Below are 21945 nucleotides of genomic sequence, written 5' to 3'. Positions count from 1 at the left end.
TACGTCCTCCCCGACAACCCCAGAGAGTCAGAGCCATGAAGCAGACCTCCGTCACCACCAACGCCCCCTGCTGGGTCGAGCTGGGCACCGACGACCCGCCCGCCGCCCGAACCTTCTACACCGAACTTTTCGGCTGGCGCCCCGACGGCGGCGTCCGCCCCGAAGCCGAGGGCTACACCCAGATGTTCCTGGGCGACGCCCCCGCCGCGGCCGTCACCCCGCGGTACGCCCCGCAGCAGCCGACGGCCTGGACGGTCGCCTTCGCGGTCGCCGACGCCGAGGTCACGGCGGCGAAGATCAAGGCGGCCGGCGGCAAGGTCATCAAGGAGCCCGGCGACGTGCTCGACCACGGCCGCTTCTCGGTGGCCGCCGACCCGTCCGGCGCGGTCTTCATCCTCTGGCAAGCCCGCCGCTTCAAGGGTGCCGGGGTGTTCAACGAGCCCGGCTCGCTCGGCTGGGTGGAGCTGGCCACCCGGGACGCGGCCGACGCGAGGGCCTTCTACCCGCAGGTCTTCGGCTGGTCCGTCGCGCCGTCCGAGCACTACACCCAGTGGGGTCTGGACGGCCGGGACTTCGGCGGCATGCTGGAGATGGACGACCGCTACCCGCCCCACGTGCCGCCGCACTGGCTGCCGTACTTCGCGGTCGCCGACGCCGACAACACCGTCAGCCGGGCGGTCGCCATGGGCGGGGAGGTGTTGGTGCCCGTCGTCTCCATGCAGGGCGGCCGGCGGATCGCCGTGCTGCGCGACCCCCAGGGCGCCGCGTTCGGCATCTACCGCGACGCCGCCGAGGGCTGAGTCTCCGGCCCGGCCGCCCGCCGCGCGGCGCGCGAGCGCCAGACGGACACCGCCGCGCCCGCCGTGACCAGCAGGGCGGCCATCGGCACCACGTCGCCGATCCGGTCGTACCAGGTCACCGTGCCGGGCGCGGCGAGCGGCAGCCGCACGGTCAGCGCGCCGGTGCCGTCGGTGCCCAGCCGGGCCAGCTCCCGCCCCTGGGCGTCGAAGGCCGCGGAGACCCCGGTCAGCGACGCCTGGACGGCCGGGCGCCCGGTCTCGGCGGCCCGGATCGCCGCCAGCGAGACGTGCTGCTCGGGCGCCCAGGTGTGCTGGAAGGTCGAGGTCGAGGACTGGTAGACCAGCACCCGGGCGCCGTCCCGAGCGGCGCTGCGCGCCATGTCCGGGAAGGCCGACTCGAAGCAGATCAGCGCGCCCACCGGCAGCGGCCGGCCCGAACGGTCGGCGGCCGGCAGCACGTGGAAGGCCGTGCCGGGCGCCCGGTTCTCGCCCGCCGCCCGGCTGACCCCGGCGATCCAGCCGAGCACCGGCCGCAACGGGATGTACTCGCCGAAGGGCACCAGCCGGATCTTGCGGTAGCGGTCGACCACCCCCGCCGGGGAGACCAGCACCGCGTCCTTGGAGATCCGCCCGTCCGCCTTGCGGGCGTCCTCCCCGGCCATCACCTCGGCGCCGGTGGTGGCGGCGAGTCGGCGCAGTTCGTCCAGCGCGGACGGATCGCGGTCCAGATCGGCGGTGGTGCTGCTCTCGCCCCACACCACCAGGTCCACCGGCTGTCCGACCAGGGCGGCGGTGTCCCGCGTGCTCGCCTCGAACCGGGCCTGCGGGTCCTCGACGACGCCGGGCTGGACCAGAGCCACCGTCACCGCTCCGGCCCCCACCGGAGCCGGGTTCAGCGAGAACAGCAGTGGACCGGCTGCCAGCACCGGTACGGTCACCAGCGCCGCGGCCGCCCGGGGCCGCCAGTGCACCGCCGTCAGCGCGATCAGCACCCCGGTGTTCACCGCCGCCACCGCCGCGCTGACCAGCCAGATCCCGCCCGCCGCGGCCAGCCCGAGGATCGCCGGGTGCTGCCACTGGGTGGCGCCGAGCAGTGCCCACGGCCCGCCGAGCGCGTGCCAGGAGCGCGCGTACTCGGCGGCCACCCACACCGCCGGGACGACCAGCAGCGCGAGCAGCGCCCGACGGGTGGTCAGCGGTGGGTGCAGCAGGCGGTGCACCGCGTACCCGACCACGGCCTGCAGCGCCCCGAACAGCACCGCGAGCACCGGCAGCGCCGGCCCGATCGACGGCACCAGCCAGTACATCGCGGTCAGGATGAACCCCGCCCCGAACCACCATCCGCGCACCGCCGCCTCGCGGCCCGACGGTGCCCGCTGCAACAGCAGCAGCCCCGGGACCAGTGCGACCCAGGCCAGCCACGCCTGCCCCGGCGCCGGGAACGCCACCACCGGTACGGCCCCGGCGGCCAGCGCCCCGAGGCGCGCCCGGTACCGGTGCGGCACGCGCGGCTGCCGCTTCTCGATGGGAGTCGTGCTGGTCGTGCTCAGGGCTGGGCTGGCGGGAGCGATGCGGCGCGACATGCCCCGTATTGTCCGCTCGAGTGGCGGCCGGTGCCAGATGGCGTCACGCGCGGTTGACACCGGTCCGGGGAAGGGGCGTGACGGCGGCGGCTGCCCGCCTCCCCCGGGGAAGGTGGGCAGCCGCCGTACTTCAGCCGCCGTTCAGCAGCCGCCGTTCAGCCGCCGGGCCGCCGTCCTCAGCCCTCGTCACCCTCCAGGTCGCCTTCGGTCTCCAGGAACGCGGCCTGCAGCTGCTCGATCAGCTGCGGGTCCGGCTGCTCCCACAGCCCGCGGCTCGCCGCCTCCAGCAGCCGCTCGCTGATCCCGTGCAGCGCCCACGGGTTGGCACCGGCCAGGAACTCGCGGTTGACCGGATCGAGGACGTACTCCTGGGTGAGCTTCTCGTACATCCAGTCCGCGACCACGCCCGTCGTGGCGTCGTAGCCGAACAGGTAGTCGACCGTCGCGGCCATCTCGAAGGCGCCCTTGTAGCCGTGGCGACGCATCGCCTCGATCCAGCGCGGGTTGACCACCCGGGCGCGGAAGACGCGGGCGGCCTCCTCGGTCAGGGTGCGGGTGCGGACCGTCTCCGGGCGGGTCGAGTCGCCGATGTAGGCGGTCGGGGCCTTGCCGGTGAGGGCGCGCACGGTGGCCACCATGCCGCCGTGGTACTGGAAGTAGTCGTCCGAGTCGGCGATGTCGTGCTCGCGGGTGTCGGTGTTCTTCGCGGCGACGGTGATCCGCTTGTACGCGGTCTCCATCTCCTCGCGCGCCGGGCGGCCGTCCAGCCCGCGGCCGTACGCGTAGCCGCCCCAGACGGTGTAGACCTCGGCGAGGTCGGCGTCGGTGCGCCAGTCCCGGCTGTCGATCAGCTGGAGCAGGCCCGCGCCGTACGTGCCCGGGCGGGAGCCGAAGACGCGGACGGTGGCCTTGCGCTCGTCGCCGTGCACCGCGAGGTCGGCCTGGACGTGGGCCCGGACGTAGTTCGACTCGGGAGCCTCCTCCTGGGCGGCGGCCAGGCGCACCGCGTCGTCCAGCAGGGCGACCACGTGCGGGAAGGCGTCCCGGAAGAAGCCGGAGATGCGCAGCGTGACGTCGATGCGCGGGCGGCCGAGCTCGTCGAGCGGGATCGGCTCCAGGCCGGTGACCCGGCGCGAGGCGTCGTCCCAGACCGGGCGGACGCCGAGCAGGGCGAAGGCCTCGGCGATGTCGTCACCGGCGGTGCGCATCGCGCTGGTGCCCCAGAGCGACAGCCCGACCGAGGGCGGGTAGGCGCCGTCGTTGTCGGCCCGGTAGCGGTCGACCAGCGAGCTCGCGAGTGCCTGGCCGGTCTCCCAGGCGAGCTTGCTGGGGACGGCCTTCGGGTCGACGGAGTAGAAGTTGCGGCCGGTCGGCAGCACGTTGACCAGGCCGCGCAGCGGGGAGCCGGACGGACCGGCCGGGACGAAGCCGCCCTGGAGCGCGTGCAGCACGGCGTCCAGTTCGTCGGTGGTGGCGGCCAGGCGCGGCACCACCTGGGTGGCGGCGAAGTCCAGCACCTCGCGGACGGACCGCTGGACGGCCTCCGGCAGTTCGGCGGTGACCTTCTCCACCGCCGACGGCGCCCAGTCCTCCGCCTCCATCGCCTCGACCAGGGCACGGGCCTGCGCCTCGGCCGCGTCGGTGGCGCCGAGGGTGAGGGCCGCCTCGTCCAGGCCGAGCGCCTCGCGCAGGCCGGGCAGCGCGCGGACGCCGCCCCAGATCTGCCGGGCGCGCAGGATGGCGAGCACGATGTTGACCCGGTCGGTGCCGACCGGGGCCTGGCCGAGGACGTGCAGGCCGTCGCGGATCTGTGCGTCCTTTACCTCGCACAGCCAGCCGTCGACGTGCAGCAGGAAGTCGTCGAAGCCGTCGTCCTCGGGACGCTCGTCCAGGCCGAGGTCGTGGTCGAGCTTGGCGGCCTGGATGAGGGTCCAGATCTGGGCGCGGATCGCGGGCAGCTTGGCCGGGTCCATCGCGGCGATGTTGGAGTGCTCGTCGAGCAGCTGCTCCAGGCGCGCGATGTCGCCGTAGGAGTCGGCGCGGGCCATCGGCGGGACGAGGTGGTCGACGAGGGTGGCGTGGGCGCGGCGCTTGGCCTGGGTGCCCTCGCCGGGGTCGTTGACCAGGAAGGGGTAGATCAGCGGGAGGTCGCCGAGGACGGCGTCCGGGCCGCACTCGGCGGACAGCGCGGCGGTCTTGCCGGGCAGCCACTCCAGGTTGCCGTGCTTGCCGAGGTGGATGACGGCGTGGGCGCCGAAGCCGCCGTCCTCCTGCGTGGCCTCGATCCAGCGGTAGGCGGCCAGGTAGTGGTGGCTCGGCGGCAGGTCGGGGTCGTGGTAGATGGCGACCGGGTTCTCGCCGAAGCCGCGCGGCGGCTGGATGAGCACCAGCAGGTTCCCGGAGCGGATCGCGGCGAGCACGATGTCGCCGTCCGGGTTCTGCGAGCGGTCGACGTACAGCTCGCCGGGGGCAGGGCCCCAGTGCTGCTCGACCTGGTCGCGCAGGCCCTGGGGGAGGGTGGCGTACCAGCGGCGGTAGTCGGCGGCGGGGATGCGGACCGGGTTGCGGCCCAGCTGCTCCTCGGTCAGCCAGTCCTGGTCGTAGCCTCCGGCGGCGATCAGCGCGTGGATCAGCGCGTCGCCCTCGTGGCCGTCGTCCGTGCTCCCGTCCAGGCCGGGCAGGTCCGACCCCAGGTCCATGCCCTCCGCGCGCAGCCGCTCCAGCAGCCGCACCGCGCTGGCCGGGGTGTCCAGGCCGACGGCGTTGCCGACCCGGGCGTGCTTGGTGGGGTAGGCGGACAGCACCAGGGCGAGGCGGCGCTCGGCGGCCGGGATGTGGCGCAGCCGGGCGTGACGGACGGCGGTCCCGGCGACGCGGGCGGCGCGCTCCGGATCGGCGGCGTAGACGGTCAGGCCGTCCTCGTCCAGTTCCTTGAAGGAGAACGGGACGGTGATCAGGCGGCCGTCGAACTCCGGCACCGCGACCTGGGTGGCGGTGTCCAGCGGGGAGAGGCCGTCGTCGCTGGCCTCCCACTGGGCGCGCGACCAGGTGAGGCAGAGCGCCTGGAGGATCGGGCGGTCCAGGGCGGCCAGCGCACCGGCGTCCCAGGCCTCCTCGTCCCCGCCGGCCTGGGCGTCGGCCGGGCGGGTGCCGCCGGCGGCGAGCACGGTGGTGACGATCGCGTCGGCCGCGCCGAGTTCGGCGAGCAGCTCGGGCTCGGCGCCGCGCAGCGAGGCGCAGTAGTAGGCCCGGGCGCGGGCGCCCTGGTCCTCGATGGCCCGGCAGAGCGTCTCCACGAAGGCGGTGTTGCCGCTCATGTGGTGGGCGCGGTAGTAGAGCACCGCGACCGTCGGGCGGTCGGTGCCGCGTTCGTCGGTGCCGCGTTCGTCGGTGCCGCGGGCTTCGCGCTCCAGCGGGCCCCAGGCGGGGGCGGAGGCCGGCGGGGCGAAGCCGTGGCCGGTCAGCAGCACGGTGTCGGAGAGGAAGGCGCCCAGCTCGGCCAGGTTGGCCGCGCCGCCGTGGGCGAGGTAGGCGTGCGCCTCGGCGGCGATGCCTGCGGGGACGGTGGACAGCTCCATCAGCTGGGCGTCGGGGGCCTGCTCGCCGGTCAGCACCACCACCGGGCGGGGGCCGGCCAGCAGTGCGTCCAGGCCCTCCTGCCAGGCGCGGCGCCCGCCGAGCAGACGGACCACGACCAGTTCGGTGCCCTCCAGCAGCGCGGGTAGGTCCTCGGGGGTCAGCCGGGCCGGGTTGCCGAGCCGGTACGGGACCGGGCCCGTCGATGCGCGGGCACTGAGCAAGTCGGTGTCGGACGTCGACAGCAGCAGGATCATGCGAAGGCCCTCCCGGCCTCGTCGGTGGCCAGGATGGCCGCAGTGGTGGCCGGGGCGGCCGTGGTGGGGGCCGGGGGAACGGGCACGGGCGTGCGACAGCGCTGGTGCATTTCTGCCTTCCTCGGGGTCCGCGCCCCGGGCCGGTGGAGGACGGCGGGAGTTCCTGGCTCCCGCGGCCGACCGGCTTCCCGGTGAACCGCGGTCACAGTGGCGGGACCGCACCGGGCTTGCACCGGTTTCCTCCCCTGCGCCGTCGCTGGCGTGTGGACGGCCCGCTGGGGACCGCCCGCCAGCATCGTACGGGGTGCGGCTGAGCTGGGGGAGAGCCAGCTTCACCCCGCCCGGCGCACGGGCGGGCGCACGGTGCTCACGGGCGCCGGGCGTGCTGCCGGGTGTGACGCAGCGGACGGAGGCAGGCGATCGGATCATCTGTATGCTCGCCGCCATGCCACCGACACCCGACGCCACCGCGCCGGGCGCCGCCGTGCCCGACCGGGGGCGCGCGGACGCCTGCCCCGGGGCCCTTCGCCTGCACACCGCCGACGACGGCGGCCTCGCCCGGGTCCGGCTGCCCGGCGGACTGCTGACGGATCGTCAGGCCCTCGCGCTGTCCGAGGCGTCGCAAGCCCTGGGCGACGGGGAGTTGGAGACCACCTCGCGCGGCAACGTCCAACTCCGCGGCCTGGCCCCGGACTGCGCGGCCGAACTCGCCGAGCGCCTGCGCGTCGTCGGCCTGCTGCCCTCGGACACCCACGAGCGGGTGCGCAACATCGTCGCCTCGCCGCTGGCCGGGCTGGACGCCCTCGGCAACGCCGATGTGCAGGCCTGGGTGCGGGAACTGGACGCGCGGCTGTGCGCGAGCGACTGGGCGGCCGGGCTCTCCGGCAAGTTCCTGTTCGCGCTGGACGACGGGCGGGGCGACGTCGCCGCGCTCGACGCCGATGTGACATTGATCGCAGCTTCGGGCGGCCCCGCGCTGCTGCGCCTGGGGCGGGCCGACCGCGGACACTCCGTCGAGGCCGGGCAGGAAGTGACGGCAGTCCTGGACGCGGCCCGCGCCTTCCTGGACGCGCTGCGTGGCAGTGGCCGCAGGGCCTGGCACCTGCGCGAGGTGCCCGACCTGCTGCCCGCGGGCTCCGTGCCGCTGCCGGCCACCTCCGCCGTGGCCGCCCCGGCCGGCGCGCTGCCGGGTGGGCTCTCGGTGGGCATGCGCTTCGGGCGGGCGAGTGCCGTGCAGTGGCGCGAGCTGGTCGCCGCCTCGGCCGGCGAACTGCGGCTGACCCCGTGGCGCGGCGTGGTGCTGCCCGGCGCTCCTGCCGACCGGCTTCCCGCGCTGGCGGCGGCCGGGTTCCGTACCGAGCCGGGTTCGGCCTGGGAGCGGGCCACCGCCTGCACCGGGCTGCCGGGCTGCGCCAAGTCGCTGGCCGACGTACGGGCCGACGCCACCCGGGCGTTGGAGACGGGAACGGGGGCGGGAACAGGGGCGGGGCCGGGAACAGGGTCGGGAACGGGGACCGGGGGACTGCCCGTCCACTGGTCCGGCTGTGAACGGCGCTGCGGCCACCCGGCCGGGCGGTGGGTGGACGTGCTCGCCACGGGGCACGGCTACCGGGTGACGGTGAACGGGCCGACCACGACCGCGGGCGCACCCGTGGACGTGAGGAACGAGGAGATGGCCGAGGCGGTAGCCGAGGCCAGGAGGACCACGAATTGATCGAGTACGAGAAGGACGGCGCGTCCATCTACCGCCAGTCCTTTGCCACCATCCGTGCGGAGGCCGATCTGGCCGCCCTCCCGGCGGACGTCTCCCAGGTCGCGGTGCGGATGATCCACGCCTGCGGGATGACCGACCTGGTCGAGGACCTGGTGTACTCGCCTGGCGTGGTCGCCTCGGCGCGCGCGGCTCTGCACGCCGGTGCGCCCATCCTCTGCGACGTCAACATGGTCGCGAGCGGCGTCACCCGCAAGCGGCTGCCCGCCGACAACGAGGTGATCTGCACCCTCACCGACCCGTCGGTTCCCGAACTCGCCCGCGCGATGGGCAACACCCGCAGCGCGGCGGCCATGGAGCTGTGGCTGCCCCGACTGGAGGGGGCGGTGGTCGCCGTCGGCAACGCGCCGACCTCGCTGTTCCGGCTGCTGGAGATGATCGAGGCGGGCGCGCCGCGCCCGGCCGCGGTGATCGGCGTCCCGGTCGGCTTCATCGGTGCCGCCGAGTCCAAGCAGGCCCTGGCCGAACACCCCTCGGCACTGGAGCACTTGGTGGTGCGCGGTCGGCGCGGCGGCAGTGCGATGGCCGCGGCCGCCATCAACGCAATTGCGAGTGAAGAAGAGTGACGGATCAACAGGTGTCGCATCAGGTGTCTGCTGGCCGGCTGTACGGCGTCGGGCTCGGCCCGGGCGATCCGTCGCTGGTGACCGTTCGTGCCGCCGAACTCATCGGCAAGGCCGACGTGGTGGCGTACCACAGCGCCCGGCACGGCCGGTCCATCGCGCGCTCGATCGCCGAACGCTACCTGACTGGTGGTCAGATCGAGGAGAAGCTGGTCTACCCGCTCACTGTCGAGACCACCGACCACCCCGGCGGCTACCGGGGCGCGCTGGACGAGTTCTACGAGGCCGCCGCCGCCCGGCTGGCCGCCCACCTGGACGCCGGGCGTGACGTCGTCGTCCTCGCCGAGGGCGACCCGCTGTTCTACGGCTCCTACCAGCACATGCACAAGCGGCTCGCGCACCGCTACCCGACCGAGGTGGTGCCCGGCGTGACCTCGGTCAGCGCGGCGGCGGCCCGGCTCGGGCAGCCGCTGACCGAGGCGGAGGAGACGCTCACCGTCATCCCGGGCACACTGCCCGAGGAGGAGCTGACCGCGCGGATCGCCTCCGCCGACTCCGCCGTGATCATGAAGCTGGGTCGCACCTTCCCGGCCGTCCGGCGCGCGCTGGAGCGGGCCGGGCGACTGGACGACGCCCAGTACGTCGAGCGTGCCTTCATGGAGGGGGAGCGCATCGCGCCGCTCGCCGAGGTCGACGGGGAGAGCGTCCCGTACTTCTCGGTGGCGGTGCTGCCGAGCAGGGTCGCGCCGCTGGAGCCGGCCGTCCGGCTCGCGGACGGCGTCGGCAGCGTGACCGTGGTCGGCACCGGTCCGGCCGGGCCGCTCTGGCTCACCCCCGAGGCGCGCGGCGCGCTGGCCGAGGCCACCGACCTGGTCGGTTACACCACCTACCTGGACCGGGTGCCGGAGCGGCCGGGGCAGCGGCGGCACGGCTCGGACAACAAGGTGGAGTCGGAGCGCGCCGAGTTCGCCCTGGACCTCGCCCGGCGCGGGCACCGGGTCTGCGTGGTGTCCTCGGGTGACCCCGGTGTCTTCGCGATGGCCACCGCCGTACTGGAGGTCGCCTGCGAGCCGGACTACCGGGACGTGCCGGTGCGGATCGTCCCCGGCATGACGGCCGCCCACGCGGCCGCCTCCCGGGTCGGCGCCCCGCTCGGGCACGACTACGCGGTGGTGTCGCTCTCGGACCGGCTCAAGCCCTGGGACGTGGTGGCCAAGCGGCTCCGCGCCGCGGCCGAGGCTGACCTCGTGCTCGCGCTGTACAACCCGGGCTCGAAGTCCCGCACCACCCAGGTCGGGTTGGCGCGGGACGTGCTGCTCGAGTACCGGGCGCCGGAGACCCCGGTGGTGATGGCCCGCGACGTGGGCGGGCCGACCGAGCGGATCCGGATCGTCCGGCTCGGCGAGCTGGATCCGGCACTGGTCGACATGCGGACCATCCTGCTGATCGGCTCCTCGCAGACCCAGGCGGTCGGGCGGGGCGGCGGCGTGGAGGTCGTCTGGACGCCCCGGCGGTATCCGGAGGCGTGACGGCGGAAGAATGACAGATGACAGCTAACAGATTTCATCATCTGTTAGCTGTCATCTGGTTCCCGTTTCCTGTTTTCTGTTCGCCGTCAGCCGTCAGCCGTCAGCCGTCAGTCGTCAGTCCCGCCCCGTGCCCGTCACCGGGTCGGCTTGGTGATCAGCAGCTCGGTGTTGTGGTCCTCCCCGGCACCGAGCAGGGCCGAGACCCTGCCGTTCGGGTCGTTGTAGGACAGCTCCCGGTACAGCGCGGCCAGGTTGGCGTCCGAGGTGCTGCCGAAGTCCGTCGTGTACGGCGCGGAGGACTCGATCAGCGTGGTGAACAGCGACAGCGTGCCGTCCCCGTTGTCCGCGATCTCGATGATGCGGCCGTGCTGCGGGTAGTCGATGTGCGAGGCGGTGTTGATCTCCCAGAACGCCCGCTCCGGCACCGCGTGCCCGTGCGCAGTGATCTTGTTCATGTGGGTGTGCCCGTTCACCCAGGCGACCACGTTCGGGTAACGCTGCAGCAGCGCGACCAGTTCGTTGCCGTCGTGCCGCTTCTCGAAGACGTTGCGCGGGTCCGGCAACAGGTTGCCCATCGAGCCGCTGGTGTGGTGGCTGAAGACCAGGATCACGTCGTCGGTGCTGCCGCCCGTGACCTTGTTGCCGTTGGTGTCGTACCAGTGCCCGCTGTGGTCCTTCAACTGCTGCTCCAGCCAGCGCAGTTGCGCGGTGCCGAGCGAACCGTCGGCGAACCCGGCCTGGTTGGTGGTGTCCAGGCTGATGCCGACCACCTTCTCCGAGATCCGGAAGGTGTAGTAGAGCTTGCCGCTGCCCACCATGTCCGAGGTGAAGCCGTGCCCGAACGGACCGGCACCGGTGACGGCCGGGTTCAGGTGGGCCTTGGCGAACTCCTTGAGGGTGAACGGGTGTCGGCGCTCGTCCGGAGTCACCCGGCGCACCGCCTCGCCGGTCCCGAGCAGCTTGGCGAGCAGCAGTACGGCCCCCGCCGGGTCGCGGCGCAGTGAGTCCATCAGCTGGGCGGCGGTCGCGTCGTCGCAGCCCTCCAGCTTGAGCCCGCCCGTGTAGAGGTCGTTCAGCAGCCCGAAGTCCGGCAGCGAGCCCTCGATGCTGTCGTCGTGGTTGCCGACGGTGGTGTACCAGGGGGTCTTCAGGCCCGGTGCGTCGAAGGGCCGGCCGGCCGCGGCCAGGAAGCCGGGCACCTGCGGGAAGCCCTTCGCCTTGTAGATGTCGTTGTAGGCGAGTTCGGGGTTCCAGAAGGCCGAGTTGCCGGAGTTCTGCACGCCCTCGTAGCGGGTCGGGTCACCGGTGTTCTGGGCCATCCGCCCACCGCCCATGACGGTGAGGTACCAGTCGAGCTCGGCCAGCTCGTGGTTGTCGGTGTTGTCACCCGTGGCCATCACCATGCTGAACGGCATCCCGGTGTACGGGCCGCCGGACAGCGAGTTGACCCGCTCGACGAGCGCCGAGACACCCCGGGCGTTCAGGGCCTCCTGCGGCCGGTAGGCGCTGTCGTTGTACTTGGCCAGGAACTCGAAACGCACCGGGGACTCGGTGTCCACCAGGTGCAGGTCGCTGAACTGGACGAAGCTGGCCAGCCCGGTGCGGCGGTCGTCGCGCCCGGAGCCCGGCGCCGCGAGCTCACCGCGCACCACCAGCGGCCACCCAGGCCCGGCCGTCAGCCGCTTGTAGGCGCCGGTGCCGGATGGCGTGGCCACCTGCTCCAAGGTCGTCCCGGCGACGCTGACCGCCCGCGCGGCCGTGGTCGCCAGCGCCCGGTCCCGCCCGGCGGCCGAGGCGAACTGGGCGCCGCCCAACGACAAGGCCGACCAGGCGGCGGCCACCGACGTACCGGTGATGAACGTACGTCGTTTCATGCCTGCCACAAAAACCCCCACATGCTGACGGTCCGGCCGGGAGAAGCGTCCCGCCCACCGGACCTGAGTGTCATGAACCCGCTTCTGGCGGACCGCCAGATTACCCATCGGTAGCCGCCGGGCGTTAGGCCCGGGTGGAGAACTCTTCGGGAACGCGGGGCCGCCCTCCTCTGACCAGCCGGCCGACGGTGGAGCCCGCCGCCACCCCGGTCGGGGCGGAGCCGGACGGATGGGGGAAAATCGGCGGCGACGGCCGGTGCGGCCGCCGACGGGACGAGGGACGGTGCGCGAGCCCCGTCCCGGTGGCGCGGGAGCGAGGGACAGAGTGGCCGCAGCGGGAGCCGAGGAGGGAGGCCGGGCCGGTCAGCTGAAGAGCAGCGGGCTTCGGCACGGCTGGACGACGGGCGCCTGCGCCACCGCCGCCACCAAGGCCGCGTACACGGCGCTGCTCACCGGCGAGTTCCCGGACCCGGTCACCATCACCCTCCCCAAGGGCCAGCAGCCCGCCTTCGCCCTCGCCGTCGAGCAGCTGACCACCGCCGAGCAGCTGACCACTCCCACCCGGCCGACCACCGCCGAGCAGCTGACCGAGAACGGTGAGGGGCCGGTCGGCGCCACGGCCGGCGTGGTCAAGGACGCGGGCGACGACCCCGACGTGACCCACGGCGCACTGGTCCGAGCGACCGTACGACCCGGCGAACCCGGCGCCGGGGTGGTGTTCCGGGCCGGCCCCGGAGTCGGGACGGTCACCAAGGCCGGGCTGCCGCTGGCGGTCGGCGAGCCCGCGATCAACCCGGTGCCCCGGCAGATGATCCGCGACGTCGTGGCAGAGGTGGCGGCGGCGCACGGCGGCAGCGGGGACGTGGTGGTCGAGATCTCCGTCGACCAGGGGGAGGAGATCGCCCGCTCGACCTGGAACCCGCGACTCGGCATCCTCGGCGGCCTGTCCATCCTCGGCACCACCGGGATCGTCGTCCCCTACTCCTGCTCGGCCTGGATCGACTCGATCCGCCGCGGCGTCGACGTGGCCCGGGCCGCCGGGCGCACCCACGTGGCGGGCTGCACCGGTTCGACCTCGGAGAAGGTCGCGGTCGCGGTGCACGGACTGCCCGAGGACGCGCTGCTCGACATGGGCGACTTCGCCGGGGCCGTCCTCAAGTACCTCAAGCGTCACCCGGTTCCGCGGCTGACCATCGCGGGCGGCTTCGCCAAGCTCTCCAAGCTCGCCTACGGCCACCTCGACCTGCACTCGGCGCGCTCCCAGGTGGACAAGAGGTACCTGGCCGAACTGGCCCGGCGCGGCGGCGCGGACGAGGAGTTGGCGGCCGCGGTGGCGGCGGCCAACACCGGGCTGGAGGCGGTGCAGCTGTGCCGGGCGGCAGGGGTGCCGCTCGGGGACCTGGTCGCCGAGGCGGCCCGGGCGACGGCGCTCGGCGTGCTGCTCGGCTCGCCCGTCGCCGTGGACGTCATCTGCATCGACCGCGCCGGCACCGTCGTCGGCCGGGCGGAACCGCTGGGGCCCTGAACGGCGTCGAGTTGAGTGCGCCACCCCGCTCAGCGAACCTCCCGGCGAAAACCTCCCGGCGAAAACCTCTCAGTGAAATCTCTGAGCAAAATTTCTCAGCGGAACCTCAGTGCTATCGCGCGGTGATGTGAAGATCTGACGCTCATACGGGGTGAGAAGCGGACAAAAGTGGCGCTGCACCCGCCGTTGATTCTGCTGCCATCTCAACCATGAGATATCGTCTGCCGAGTGACAGGCGACTACCTCACCCGTATCGGCACCCTCATCCGTACCGCGCGCCAGCACCGCGGCTGGTCCCAGGCGCAGCTCGGAGAGGCACTCGGCACCAGCCAGAGCGCGGTCAACCGCATCGAACAGGGCAAGCAGAACGTCAGCCTTGAGATGATCGCCCGCATCGGCGAAGCCCTCAACAGCGAGATCGTCTCCCTCGGCTACTCCGGCCCGATGCACCTGCGCGTCACCGGCGGCACCCGCCTCTCCGGCGCCATCGACGTCCGCAGCAGCAAGAACGCCTGCGTCGCGATCCTGTGCGCCTCGCTGCTGACCACCGGCCGCACCACGATCCGCAGCGTCGCCCGGATCGAGGAGGTCTACCGCATCCTCGAGGTGCTGACCAGCATCGGCGTCAAGAGCCGCTGGCTCAACGACGGCCGCGACCTCGAACTGACCCCGCCGGCGCAACTCGACCTCGCCGCGATGGACGTCGAGGCCGCCCGCCGCACCCGCAGCGTGCTGATGTTCCTCGGCCCGCTGATGCACCGCGCCCAGCGCTTCGCCATCCCGTACGCGGGCGGCTGCGACCTCGGCACCCGTACCGTCCAGCCGCACCTGACGGCGCTGCGCCGCTTCGGCCTGGAGGTCGCCACCACCGGCGGCGCCTACCACGCCTCGGTCGAGCCGGGCGCCCCGATGGACCGCCCGATCGTGCTGACCGAGCGCGGGGACACCGTCACCGAGAACGCCCTGCTGGCCGCCGCCCGGCACGACGGCGTCAGCGTCATCCGCAATGCCTCGCCCAACTACATGGTCCAGGACCTCTGCTTCTTCCTGGAGAAGCTGGGCGTCAGGATCGAGGGCATCGGCACCACCACCCTCACCGTCCACGGCGTCCCGCAGATCACCTGCGACGTCGACTACACCCCGGCGGAGGACCCGGTGGAGGCGATGAGCCTGCTCGCCGCCGCCGTGGTCACCTCCTCCGAGCTGACGATCCGCCGGGTGCCGATCGAGTTCCTGGAGATCGAACTCGCGGTGCTGGAGGGCATGGGCCTCGACTACGACCGGACCCCCGAGTACCGGGCCCACAACGGCCGGACCCGTCTGGTCGACCTCACCGTGCGCCCCTCCAAGCTGACCGCGCCGATAGACACCATCCACCCGATGCCGTTCCCCGGCATCAACATCGACAACGTGCCGTTCTTCGCCGCCATCGCCGCGGCCGCCCACGGCACCACGATGATCCACGACTGGGTCTACGACAACCGCGCGATCTACCTCACCGACCTGACCCGGCTCGGCGCGGACGTCAAGCTGCTGGACCCGCACCGCGTGCTGGTCCAGGGCCCGACCCGCTGGCGCGCCGCCGAAATGATGTGCCCGCCCGCGCTGCGCCCGGCCGTGGTCATCCTGCTCGCGATGCTCGCCGCCCAGGGCACCTCCGTCCTGCGCAACGTCTACGTCATCAACCGCGGTTACGAGGACCTCGCCGAGCGCCTGAACTCGATCGGTGCCCAGATCGAGACCTTCCGCGACATCTGACGGAGCATCGGATCACTGGCCGGCCTCACCCGTTGAGGCCGGCCAGCAGTACCGCCACGTCCAACCCGGTGTTCAGGTAGTCCACGAACACCGGGTTGTTTCAGCGCCCAGGGCGAACGCCGCTCCCGCACCAGCCGGACCGCCTCCTCCGCGCCGTGCCCGAGATCGACCAGCGTCTGCGTTACCACCAGGCCCGAGCGGTTGTAGCCCGAGTGGCAGCGCACCAGCATCCGGCACCCCGGCGCGGGCGCGGACGTCACTCGCCGGTGCTGCCGTCGAGGTGCTCGCGCAGGAGGTCGGCGTGGCCGTTGTGGCGGGCGTACTCCTCGATCATGTGGGTGAGGATCCAGCGCAGCGAGAACACCTCCTCGCCGTAGCGGCCCAGGACGTCCAACGAGGTTGCGGCGGCGACGAGTTCCCGTGCGTGCTCGCACTCGCGGCGCCAGACGGCGAAGGCCGCCTCCGGGTCGGCGGTCTCGACGTCGAACTCGGCGAAGGTGCCGTCGGGGTGCTTCCAGAAGCCGGGCCGGCCCTCGCCGTCGAGCACGTTGCGGAACCAGCTGCGTTCCACCTCGGCGAGGTGGCGGACCAGGCCGAGAAGGGAGAGTCCGGAGGGTTCCAGCACGCGGGTGCGGAGCTGTTCGGCGGTCAGGCCGGCGCACTTCATCGCCAGGGTGTCGCGCTGGTGGTCCAGGAAGCTTGCCAGGGTGGCCCGTTCGTCGGCCGTCCGCAACGTGGTGGTGCGTTGGTCATCGGTCATCGGGCCATCCTGGCCGGACTCCGGCGCGACCGCCCGGCCGATTCCACGGACCGGACACGCCCCTGAACTCAGACCGTCCGCTCCAGCCAGTGCACCGCGCCCGCCACGTCCGCCGCGACCGGTACGCCCTCCGGCAGTGCCGGGCGCTCCACCACGACCACCGGCAGGCCGAGTTCGCGGGCCGCGGTGAGCTTGGGTGCGGTCGCGGCGCCCCCGCTGTCCTTGGTGACGACCACGTCGATCCGGTGGTCGCGCAGCAGGGCCCGCTCGCCGTCGAGGGTGAACGGGCCGCGGTCCAGCAGGACTTCGAGCGAGGACGGCAGCGGCGGCTCGGGCGGGTCCACCGAGCGGGCGAGGAAGTGCAGTCCGTCCAGGTGGGCGAAGGCGCCGATGCCCTGCCGGCCGGAGCTGAGGAAGACCCGCCGCCCGAGGCCGGGCAGCAGGTCGGCGGCCGCCGCGAGCGAGGACACCGGGTACCAGCGGTCCCCGGGGACGGAAGCGAAGCCGGGGCGCCGCAGCACCAGCAGCGGCACACCGGTGGCGGCGGTCGCGAGGGCGGCGTTGCGGGACATCCCGGCGGCGAACGGGTGGGTGGCGTCCACGACGGCGGCCACCCCTTCGGCGCGCAGCCAGGCGGCCAGCCCGTCCGGGCCCCCGAAGCCGCCGACCCGCACCTCCCCGGCGGGCAGCCGGGGCCGGGCGACGCGTCCGGCCAGCGAGCTGGTGACCCGCAGGGCCGGCCGGCCGTCCAGCGCGGCGGCCAGCGCCCGCCCCTCCGTCGTCCCCCCCAGGACCAGCACGTGCGCGGGGGCCGGCCCGGTCATGCGCCGCAGGGCTCGTGCGGGCGCTCGCGGTCCGCCGAGTACAGGTGGCTGTCGCGAAACTGTTCGGCGGCGAGCGTGCGGCCGACGATGATGACGGCGGTGCGCACCACGCCCGCCTCCTTGACCTGTCCGGTGATGTCGGCGAGCGTGCCGCGCAACACCAGCTCGTCGGGTCGGCTGGCCATCGCGACCACGGCGGCCGGGCAGTCGGCGCCGTAGTGCGGGAGCAGCTGCTCCACCACGTCGTCCACGTAGCCGGCGGCCAGGTGCAGCACCAGCAGCGCGCCGCTGCGGCCGAGCGTGGCGAGGTCCTCGCCTTCGGGCATCGGGGTGGCCCGCTTGGCGATCCGGGTCAGGATGACGGTCTGGCCGACGGTCGGCACGGTCAGCTCCCGCTTCAGCGCGGCCGCGGCGGCGGCGAAGGCGGGCACGCCGGGGACCACCTCGTACGGGACGGCGGCCGCGTCCAGACGGCGCATCTGCTCGGCGACGGCGGAGAAGACGGACGGGTCGCCGGAGTGCAGCCGGGCCACGTCCCGGCCCGCCCGGTGCGCGGCGACCAGCTCGGCGGTGATCTGGTCCAGGTTGAGCTGGGCGGTGTCGATCAGCCGGGCGCCGGGCGGGCACTCCTCCAGCAGCTCGCGCGGGACGAGGCTCCCGGCGTAGAGGCAGACCTCGGCGCGGGCCAGGATGCGCTGGCCGCGCAGGGTGATCAGGTCGGCGGCGCCCGGGCCGGCTCCGATGAAGTAGACGGTCACGAGGCGTCCTCCTGAGGGGTGTCGGGCTTGACGGCGGACCACTGGGTGACCGGCATGGCCTGCCGCCACCCGGTGAAGCCGCCCACCGGTACGGCGTGGGCGACGGCCAGTCTGACCAGCTCCCCGCCGTGGCGCCGGTACCGCTCGGTGAGCAGCGCCTCGGACTCCAGTGTCACGGTGTTGGCGACCAGCCGCCCGCCGGGGCTCAGCGCGGCCCAGCAACTGTCCAGCAGACCGGGGGCGGTGAGGCCGCCGCCGATGAACACGGCGTCAGGCGTGGGGAGTTCGGCGAGCGCGGCGGGAGCGGGGCCGGTCACCACCCGGAGTCGGGACACGCCCAGCGCGGCGGCGTTGCGGGCGATCCGCCCGGCCCGGACGGGATCGCGCTCGATGCTGACGGCCCGGCAGTCCCGGTGGGCGCGCAGCCACTCGACGGCGATCGAGCCGGAGCCGCCCCCGACGTCCCAGAGCAGTTCGCCGGGGGAGGGGGCGAGCACGGCCAGGGTGGCGGCGCGGACGTGCCGCTTGGTGAGCTGGCCGTCGCTCTCGTAGGCGGCGTCGGGCAGGCCGGGGACGAGGGAACTGCGCGGGCCGTCGCCGAGTTCGACGGCGATGAGGTTCAGCGGGTCGCCGGACGGGTGCGGCCAGTCGTCGGCGCGACCGTCGAGGCAGTGCTCGGCGGGGGAGCCGAGCTGTTCGAGGACGCGCAGACGGGCGGCGCCGAAACCGCGCTCGGTGAGCAGCGCGGCGACGGCGGCCGGGGTGGCGGCGTCGGCGCTGAGCACCAGCAGGCGGCGGCCGGGGTTCAGGGCGAGCGTGAGGGTGTCCAGCGGTCGGCCGACCAGGCTGACCACCTCGGTGGCCTCCAGCGGCCAGCCGAGCCGGGCGCAGGCGTAGGAGACGGAGGAGGGGTGCGGCAGGACGCGCAGCCGTCGGGCACCTACGGTTTCGGCGAGGGTGCGGCCGATGCCGAAGAACATCGGGTCACCGCTGGCCAGTACGGCGAGGCGGCGGCCGGCGTGGTCGGCGAGCAGCCCGGGGACCGCCGGGCGCAGCGGTGACGGCCAGGCGACGCGCTCGGCGGTGACCTCGTCGCGGGGGAGCAGCTCCAGCTGCCGGGGGCCGCCGATGACCACCTCGGCGGACTCCAGCGCGGCCCGGGAGCCGGCGGCGAGGCCGGACCAGCCGTCGGCCCCGATCCCGACGACGGTGATCGGAGGGGGCAGCTCGGGCACCGGGTGGCTCCTCGTCGTTGTTCGTTCCTGCTGGCCGGGGCAGCCTACCTGGCGGTACGCGGGCCGGAACCGGCCGCCCTCACCTGTCCGTCCAGTCCCCCGAGGCGATCAGCGCGGGCCGCTCCCGCAGCCGTGCCGTGGCCGCCGGACCGGCCAGGTACACCCAGGCCTCGCGCCGCTCGCCCGCGGTCGTCCGCACCGCCATCCGCCGCCGCAGGTACAGCCCCGTTCCGTCAGCCCGGCAGTCCTCCAGCCGGTCCAGGTCCGCGAGCACCCCGGCGTACGCGCCCGGGCGGACGGTGACCAGCTCACCCACGATCCGGCGCCCGGGGGTCGCGTCCGGCACCGCGTACGGGTACCCCGGTCCGTCGTGGAGGGCGGCGCCGTCCAGCACCGCCGGCAGGATCCCGGCGCAGCGCCCGGCCAGGTGGACGGCGTGGTTGCGGCCGCCGCTGCGCAGGGTGCCGTACACGAAGAACGGCAGGGCCGCCCCGACCGGTGGGGCCTGCTCGGACTCGGGCACGGGTTCGACCTCCTCGCTCCGGGAGCGCCCACGCTACGTTCTGCTGACCGGTTGGTGATACCCACTGGCGCCAGGGCCGCCGATGCGCTGTCATGTCGGGTGTTCAGCCAGCACCGTCCTAGGGGGACACACATGACATCGCCCGCCTCCCCACAACCGGCCACGACCTCCGACAGCGGCACTCCCGGCGCGCCCCCGTCCCCAGCCGCGACCCCTCCTTCCTCCGTCCGTCTGTCCGGTGCCGTCTGGCTCGCCCTCGCGGTGGTCTACGTGGTCTGGGGCTCGACCTACCTGGCGATCCGGATCGCGGTCGAGACGATGCCCTCCTTCTTCTCCGCCGCCGCCCGCTTCCTCACCGCCGGTCTGCTGCTGGCCGGCTACCTGCTGGTCCGCCAGGGCCCGGCCGGTCTGCGGGTGAGCGGGCGCCAGCTGGCCTCCGCGGCCCTGGTCGGCCTGCTGCTGCTGACCGGCGGCAACGGCCTGGTGGTGCTCGGCGAGACCTCCGTCCCCTCCGGGCTGGCCGCCCTGCTGGTGGCCGCCGTCCCGCTGTGGATGGTCGTGCTGACGGCCGTCGGCGGCGGCGAGCGTCCCAAGCGCGCCGAGCTCGCCGGGGTGCTGCTGGGCCTGGTCGGCCTCGGTGTGCTGTCCGCCCCCGCGATCGGCGGGTCGGTCAAGCCGCTCGGCGTGGTCCTGATCATCTGCGCCACGCTGGCCTGGGCGGCCGGCTCGTTCGCCAGCAAGAGGATCCCGATGCCGGGCAACGTGCTCGCCGCGAGCGCCTACCAGATGCTGGCGGGCGGCCTGTGCAACGTGCTGATCGGGCTGGCCCGCGGTGAGCAGCACGGACTGGACCTCGGGGCCGTCTCCGGGCGGTCCTGGCTGGCCCTCGCCTACCTGGTGCTGTTCGGCTCGCTGCTCGCCTTCACCGCGTACGCCTGGCTGTTGCAGTCGGCCCCGCTGACCCTGGTCGCCACCTACGCGTACGTCAACCCGGTGGTCGCGGTGCTGCTGGGCTGGCTGATCCTGGCCGAGCCGCTGACCGGCCCGACGCTGGCGGGCGGGTCGATCGTGGTGGTCGGCGTCTGTCTGGTGGTCAGCGTCAGTCGGCGGCCGGGGAGCCGGCGGCCGGGGAGCCCGTCGAAGTCGGGGGCGACGTCCGCGCGTAGGTGAGGACGACGTTCCCGCGCTCGAAGACCTGGCTGTCGGTGAGCGTGAAGGCGCGCGGCTCGAAACCCGCGCGGAACAGCGGGACACCCGACCCGGCCACCACCGGGTACTGCTTGATGATCAGCTCGTCGATCTCGGGCAGCAGCTGACCGGCCAGGTCGGCGCCCCTGCAGAGCCAGATGCCGAGCCCGTCCTCCTGCTTGAGCCGGCGGACGAGGCTCAGCGGGTCCTCGGTGGTGACCTCCACCGCCGGGTCGGGGCTGGTCTCCAGGGTGCGGGAGAAGACGATCTGCCGCAGGTGGGCGTACGGGCTGGTGACGCCGACGGCCAGCCCGGCGTCGTAGCTGCCGCGGCCCTGGAGCACGGTGTCGAAGCGCTTGTTGGGCGCGTCCGCGATGCCCAACGCCGCCCGGCCGGGGGTGGCGATGGTCTCCGGGTACTCGGTGAAGAGCGTCGGGGCGTAGTCCTCGGTGACGAACGGGGCGAAGAAGTCGTAGCCGCCGTCCGGCGCGGCGATGAAGCCGTCGATGGTGGCGCCGACGAAGTAACTGAGCTTACGCATACGGGTCCTTGGGGTCGCGAGGCGCGCGGACCGGACCGGCCCGCCGCGTAACCACGACAATTATAGTACTTTGTCTGTAGTGGTTGCAAGAGGGGTCGATCGAACGCTCCTCGGACCGCGCCGGACTGAACAGGAGAGAGAATCGCCCCATGGTCCAGAACCCCGCCCGCCGCACCGCCCTCGCCGACGCCGCCATCGAGGTCCTCGCCCGCGAGGGCGCCCGCGGCCTCACCTTCCGCGCGGTCGACGGACAGGCCGGCGTCCCCAACGGCACGGCCTCCAACTACTTCGCCAACCGGGACCACCTGCTCCACCAGACCGCCCGGCACATCCACGAACGGCTCACCCCCGACCCGGCGATCCTCGCCGAACTGCTGCGCGCACCCCGCGACCGCGCGCTGGTCACGGCGCTGATGCACGACCTGATCCGCCGCATCACCGCCGACCGGGCCGGCTACCTCGCGATGCTCGAACTGCGCCTGGAGGCCACCCGCCGCCCGGACCTGCGGGCCCAGCTCGCGGGCACCGTCCGGGACGATCTGGAGGCCAACATCGCCTACCACCTGGGCGAGGGCCTGCCCGGCGACCGCGAGACCGTCCTCGTCCTCTACCTCGCCATGACCGGACTGATCCTCGAACACCTCACTCTGCCCGAGGTGTTGGGCGCCGACGGCCTCGCCGCGCTGATCGACACCATCGTCGAGCGGACCGTCCCGGCCGCCTGACGGCGCGCGCCCCGGCGCCCCCGCCCCCGCCCCCGCCGGCCGCGGCCCCGCCCCGCTGCCCGCGCTCCCGCCTCCGCGTGCACGTCGGGGCCCGAACACGCGAAAGGCCTCCGCCGGCCCGGAGCGGGTCGGCGGAAGCCCGTGTATCGGAGCGC

17 protein-coding genes, 1 pseudogene and 1 riboswitch are annotated in these 21945 nt (G+C 73.7%); of the genes and pseudogenes, 8 read left to right on the top strand and 10 right to left on the bottom strand.

What is annotated here, in order from left to right; genetic code table 11:
* Window positions 1-35: 35 nt before the first annotated feature.
* Entirely contained in the window at window positions 36-800 is a 765-nt protein-coding gene (locus ACH4J0_RS06125; protein WP_396236701.1) for a VOC family protein, read from the top strand.
* Here ACH4J0_RS06125 and lnt read toward each other — a convergent pair.
* Window positions 776-2383 (bottom strand): apolipoprotein N-acyltransferase, encoded by a 1608-nt coding sequence (gene lnt, locus ACH4J0_RS06120; RefSeq protein WP_396236699.1) that lies wholly within the window; start codon window positions 2381-2383, stop codon window positions 776-778. The two genes, ACH4J0_RS06125 and lnt, sit on opposite strands and share 25 nt — an antisense overlap.
* Before the next feature lie 176 nt (window positions 2384-2559).
* Complete coding sequence (gene cobN, locus ACH4J0_RS06115) at window positions 2560-6216, bottom strand: cobaltochelatase subunit CobN (RefSeq protein ID WP_396236697.1); 3657 nt, start codon at window positions 6214-6216, stop codon at window positions 2560-2562.
* Window positions 6217-6373: 157 nt separating this feature from the next.
* A riboswitch (cobalamin riboswitch) is annotated at window positions 6374-6459 on the bottom strand.
* A gap of 190 nt (window positions 6460-6649) precedes the next feature.
* On the opposite strand from cobN, the gene ACH4J0_RS06110 reads away from it, so the two are divergent.
* The 3 genes from ACH4J0_RS06110 to ACH4J0_RS06100 are packed head-to-tail and all read left to right on the top strand — an operon-like array spanning window position 6650 to window position 10079.
* Window positions 6650-7930: a cobalamin biosynthesis protein CobG gene (locus ACH4J0_RS06110; RefSeq protein ID WP_396236695.1), complete on the top strand. Its 1281-nt coding sequence runs from the start codon at window positions 6650-6652 to the stop codon at window positions 7928-7930.
* A complete protein-coding gene (locus ACH4J0_RS06105; RefSeq protein WP_396236693.1) occupies window positions 7927-8553 on the top strand; it encodes a precorrin-8X methylmutase in 627 nt (208 codons plus the stop codon). Before ACH4J0_RS06110 ends, ACH4J0_RS06105 begins: the two co-directional genes overlap by 4 nt.
* A gap of 11 nt (window positions 8554-8564) precedes the next feature.
* Window positions 8565-10079, top strand: a complete 1515-nt coding sequence (locus ACH4J0_RS06100; protein WP_396236691.1) for a precorrin-2 C(20)-methyltransferase — start codon at window positions 8565-8567, stop codon at window positions 10077-10079.
* A gap of 134 nt (window positions 10080-10213) precedes the next feature.
* Here the strand turns inward: ACH4J0_RS06100 and ACH4J0_RS06095 are convergent, their stop codons facing one another.
* Window positions 10214-11953, bottom strand: a complete 1740-nt coding sequence (locus tag ACH4J0_RS06095; RefSeq protein ID WP_396236689.1) for a TIGR03767 family metallophosphoesterase — start codon at window positions 11951-11953, stop codon at window positions 10214-10216.
* 325 nt (window positions 11954-12278) lie between these two features.
* Here ACH4J0_RS06095 and ACH4J0_RS06090 point away from each other — a divergent pair, with 325 nt between their 5' ends.
* Together ACH4J0_RS06090 and ACH4J0_RS06085 are read left to right on the top strand one after the other, a co-directional pair.
* On the top strand, window positions 12279-13478 hold the full coding sequence (locus ACH4J0_RS06090; RefSeq protein ID WP_396236687.1) for a cobalt-precorrin-5B (C(1))-methyltransferase: 1200 nt from the start codon (window positions 12279-12281) through the stop codon (window positions 13476-13478).
* Between the two features lie 228 nt (window positions 13479-13706).
* The gene (locus tag ACH4J0_RS06085) at window positions 13707-15236 is read left to right on the top strand and encodes a UDP-N-acetylglucosamine 1-carboxyvinyltransferase (RefSeq protein ID WP_396236685.1); all 1530 of its coding nucleotides are present in this window, start codon (window positions 13707-13709) and stop codon (window positions 15234-15236) included.
* Window positions 15237-15261: 25 nt separating this feature from the next.
* On the opposite strand, the pseudogene ACH4J0_RS06080 reads toward ACH4J0_RS06085, so the two are convergent.
* From ACH4J0_RS06080 to ACH4J0_RS06055, 6 genes and pseudogenes are all read right to left on the bottom strand, one after another.
* A pseudogene (locus tag ACH4J0_RS06080) lies at window positions 15262-15475 on the bottom strand (protein phosphatase); the annotation flags it as partial.
* Window positions 15476-15492: 17 nt separating this feature from the next.
* Window positions 15493-15996: a DinB family protein gene (locus tag ACH4J0_RS06075; RefSeq protein ID WP_396236683.1), complete on the bottom strand. Its 504-nt coding sequence runs from the start codon at window positions 15994-15996 to the stop codon at window positions 15493-15495.
* 68 nt (window positions 15997-16064) lie between these two features.
* A complete protein-coding gene (locus ACH4J0_RS06070; protein ID WP_396236681.1) occupies window positions 16065-16820 on the bottom strand; it encodes a cobalt-precorrin-6A reductase in 756 nt (251 codons plus the stop codon).
* A complete protein-coding gene (cobM, locus tag ACH4J0_RS06065) occupies window positions 16817-17578 on the bottom strand; it encodes a precorrin-4 C(11)-methyltransferase (RefSeq protein WP_396236679.1) in 762 nt (253 codons plus the stop codon). Before cobM ends, ACH4J0_RS06070 begins: the two co-directional genes overlap by 4 nt.
* Window positions 17575-18813 (bottom strand): precorrin-6y C5,15-methyltransferase (decarboxylating) subunit CbiE, encoded by a 1239-nt coding sequence (gene cbiE / locus ACH4J0_RS06060; RefSeq protein ID WP_396236677.1) that lies wholly within the window; start codon window positions 18811-18813, stop codon window positions 17575-17577. Before cbiE ends, cobM begins: the two co-directional genes overlap by 4 nt.
* Window positions 18814-18892: 79 nt before the next feature.
* On the bottom strand, window positions 18893-19336 hold the full coding sequence (locus tag ACH4J0_RS06055) for a gamma-glutamylcyclotransferase family protein (protein ID WP_396236675.1): 444 nt from the start codon (window positions 19334-19336) through the stop codon (window positions 18893-18895).
* 132 nt (window positions 19337-19468) lie between these two features.
* Here ACH4J0_RS06055 and ACH4J0_RS06050 point away from each other — a divergent pair, with 132 nt between their 5' ends.
* The gene (locus ACH4J0_RS06050; RefSeq protein WP_396236673.1) at window positions 19469-20506 is read left to right on the top strand and encodes an EamA family transporter; all 1038 of its coding nucleotides are present in this window, start codon (window positions 19469-19471) and stop codon (window positions 20504-20506) included.
* Here ACH4J0_RS06050 and ACH4J0_RS06045 read toward each other — a convergent pair.
* Window positions 20436-21065 carry a dihydrofolate reductase family protein gene (locus ACH4J0_RS06045; RefSeq protein ID WP_396236671.1) on the bottom strand — a complete coding sequence of 210 codons (630 nt, stop codon included), beginning with the start codon at window positions 21063-21065 and terminating at the stop codon, window positions 20436-20438. The two genes, ACH4J0_RS06050 and ACH4J0_RS06045, sit on opposite strands and share 71 nt — an antisense overlap.
* A 149-nt stretch (window positions 21066-21214) precedes the next feature.
* Here ACH4J0_RS06045 and ACH4J0_RS06040 point away from each other — a divergent pair, with 149 nt between their 5' ends.
* Window positions 21215-21790, top strand: coding sequence for a TetR/AcrR family transcriptional regulator (locus ACH4J0_RS06040; RefSeq protein WP_396236669.1), 576 nt, complete (start codon window positions 21215-21217; stop codon window positions 21788-21790).
* Window positions 21791-21945 lie beyond the last annotated feature (155 nt).

Source organism: Kitasatospora sp. NPDC017646, assembly GCF_044329365.1.
Lineage (GTDB): Bacteria > Actinomycetota > Actinomycetes > Streptomycetales > Streptomycetaceae > Kitasatospora.
Note: the sequence above shows the minus strand (reverse complement) of the source record. Positions and strands in the feature narration are given on the sequence as shown.

Excerpts from the sequence above, each read along its gene's own strand:
- ACH4J0_RS06125 (WP_396236701.1), top strand. The coding sequence starts at position 36 with ATGAAGCAGACCTCCGTCACCACCAACGCCCCCTGCTGGGTCGAGCTG.
- lnt (WP_396236699.1), bottom strand. The coding sequence starts at position 2,383 with ATGTCGCGCCGCATCGCTCCCGCCAGCCCAGCCCTGAGCACGACCAGC.
- cobN (WP_396236697.1), bottom strand. The coding sequence starts at position 6,216 with ATGATCCTGCTGCTGTCGACGTCCGACACCGACTTGCTCAGTGCCCGC.
- ACH4J0_RS06110 (WP_396236695.1), top strand. The coding sequence starts at position 6,650 with ATGCTCGCCGCCATGCCACCGACACCCGACGCCACCGCGCCGGGCGCC.
- ACH4J0_RS06095 (WP_396236689.1), bottom strand. The coding sequence starts at position 11,953 with ATGAAACGACGTACGTTCATCACCGGTACGTCGGTGGCCGCCGCCTGG.
- ACH4J0_RS06075 (WP_396236683.1), bottom strand. The coding sequence starts at position 15,996 with ATGACCGATGACCAACGCACCACCACGTTGCGGACGGCCGACGAACGG.
- ACH4J0_RS06070 (WP_396236681.1), bottom strand. The coding sequence starts at position 16,820 with ATGACCGGGCCGGCCCCCGCGCACGTGCTGGTCCTGGGGGGGACGACG.
- ACH4J0_RS06050 (WP_396236673.1), top strand. The coding sequence starts at position 19,469 with ATGACATCGCCCGCCTCCCCACAACCGGCCACGACCTCCGACAGCGGC.
- ACH4J0_RS06045 (WP_396236671.1), bottom strand. The coding sequence starts at position 21,065 with ATGCGTAAGCTCAGTTACTTCGTCGGCGCCACCATCGACGGCTTCATC.
- ACH4J0_RS06040 (WP_396236669.1), top strand. The coding sequence starts at position 21,215 with ATGGTCCAGAACCCCGCCCGCCGCACCGCCCTCGCCGACGCCGCCATC.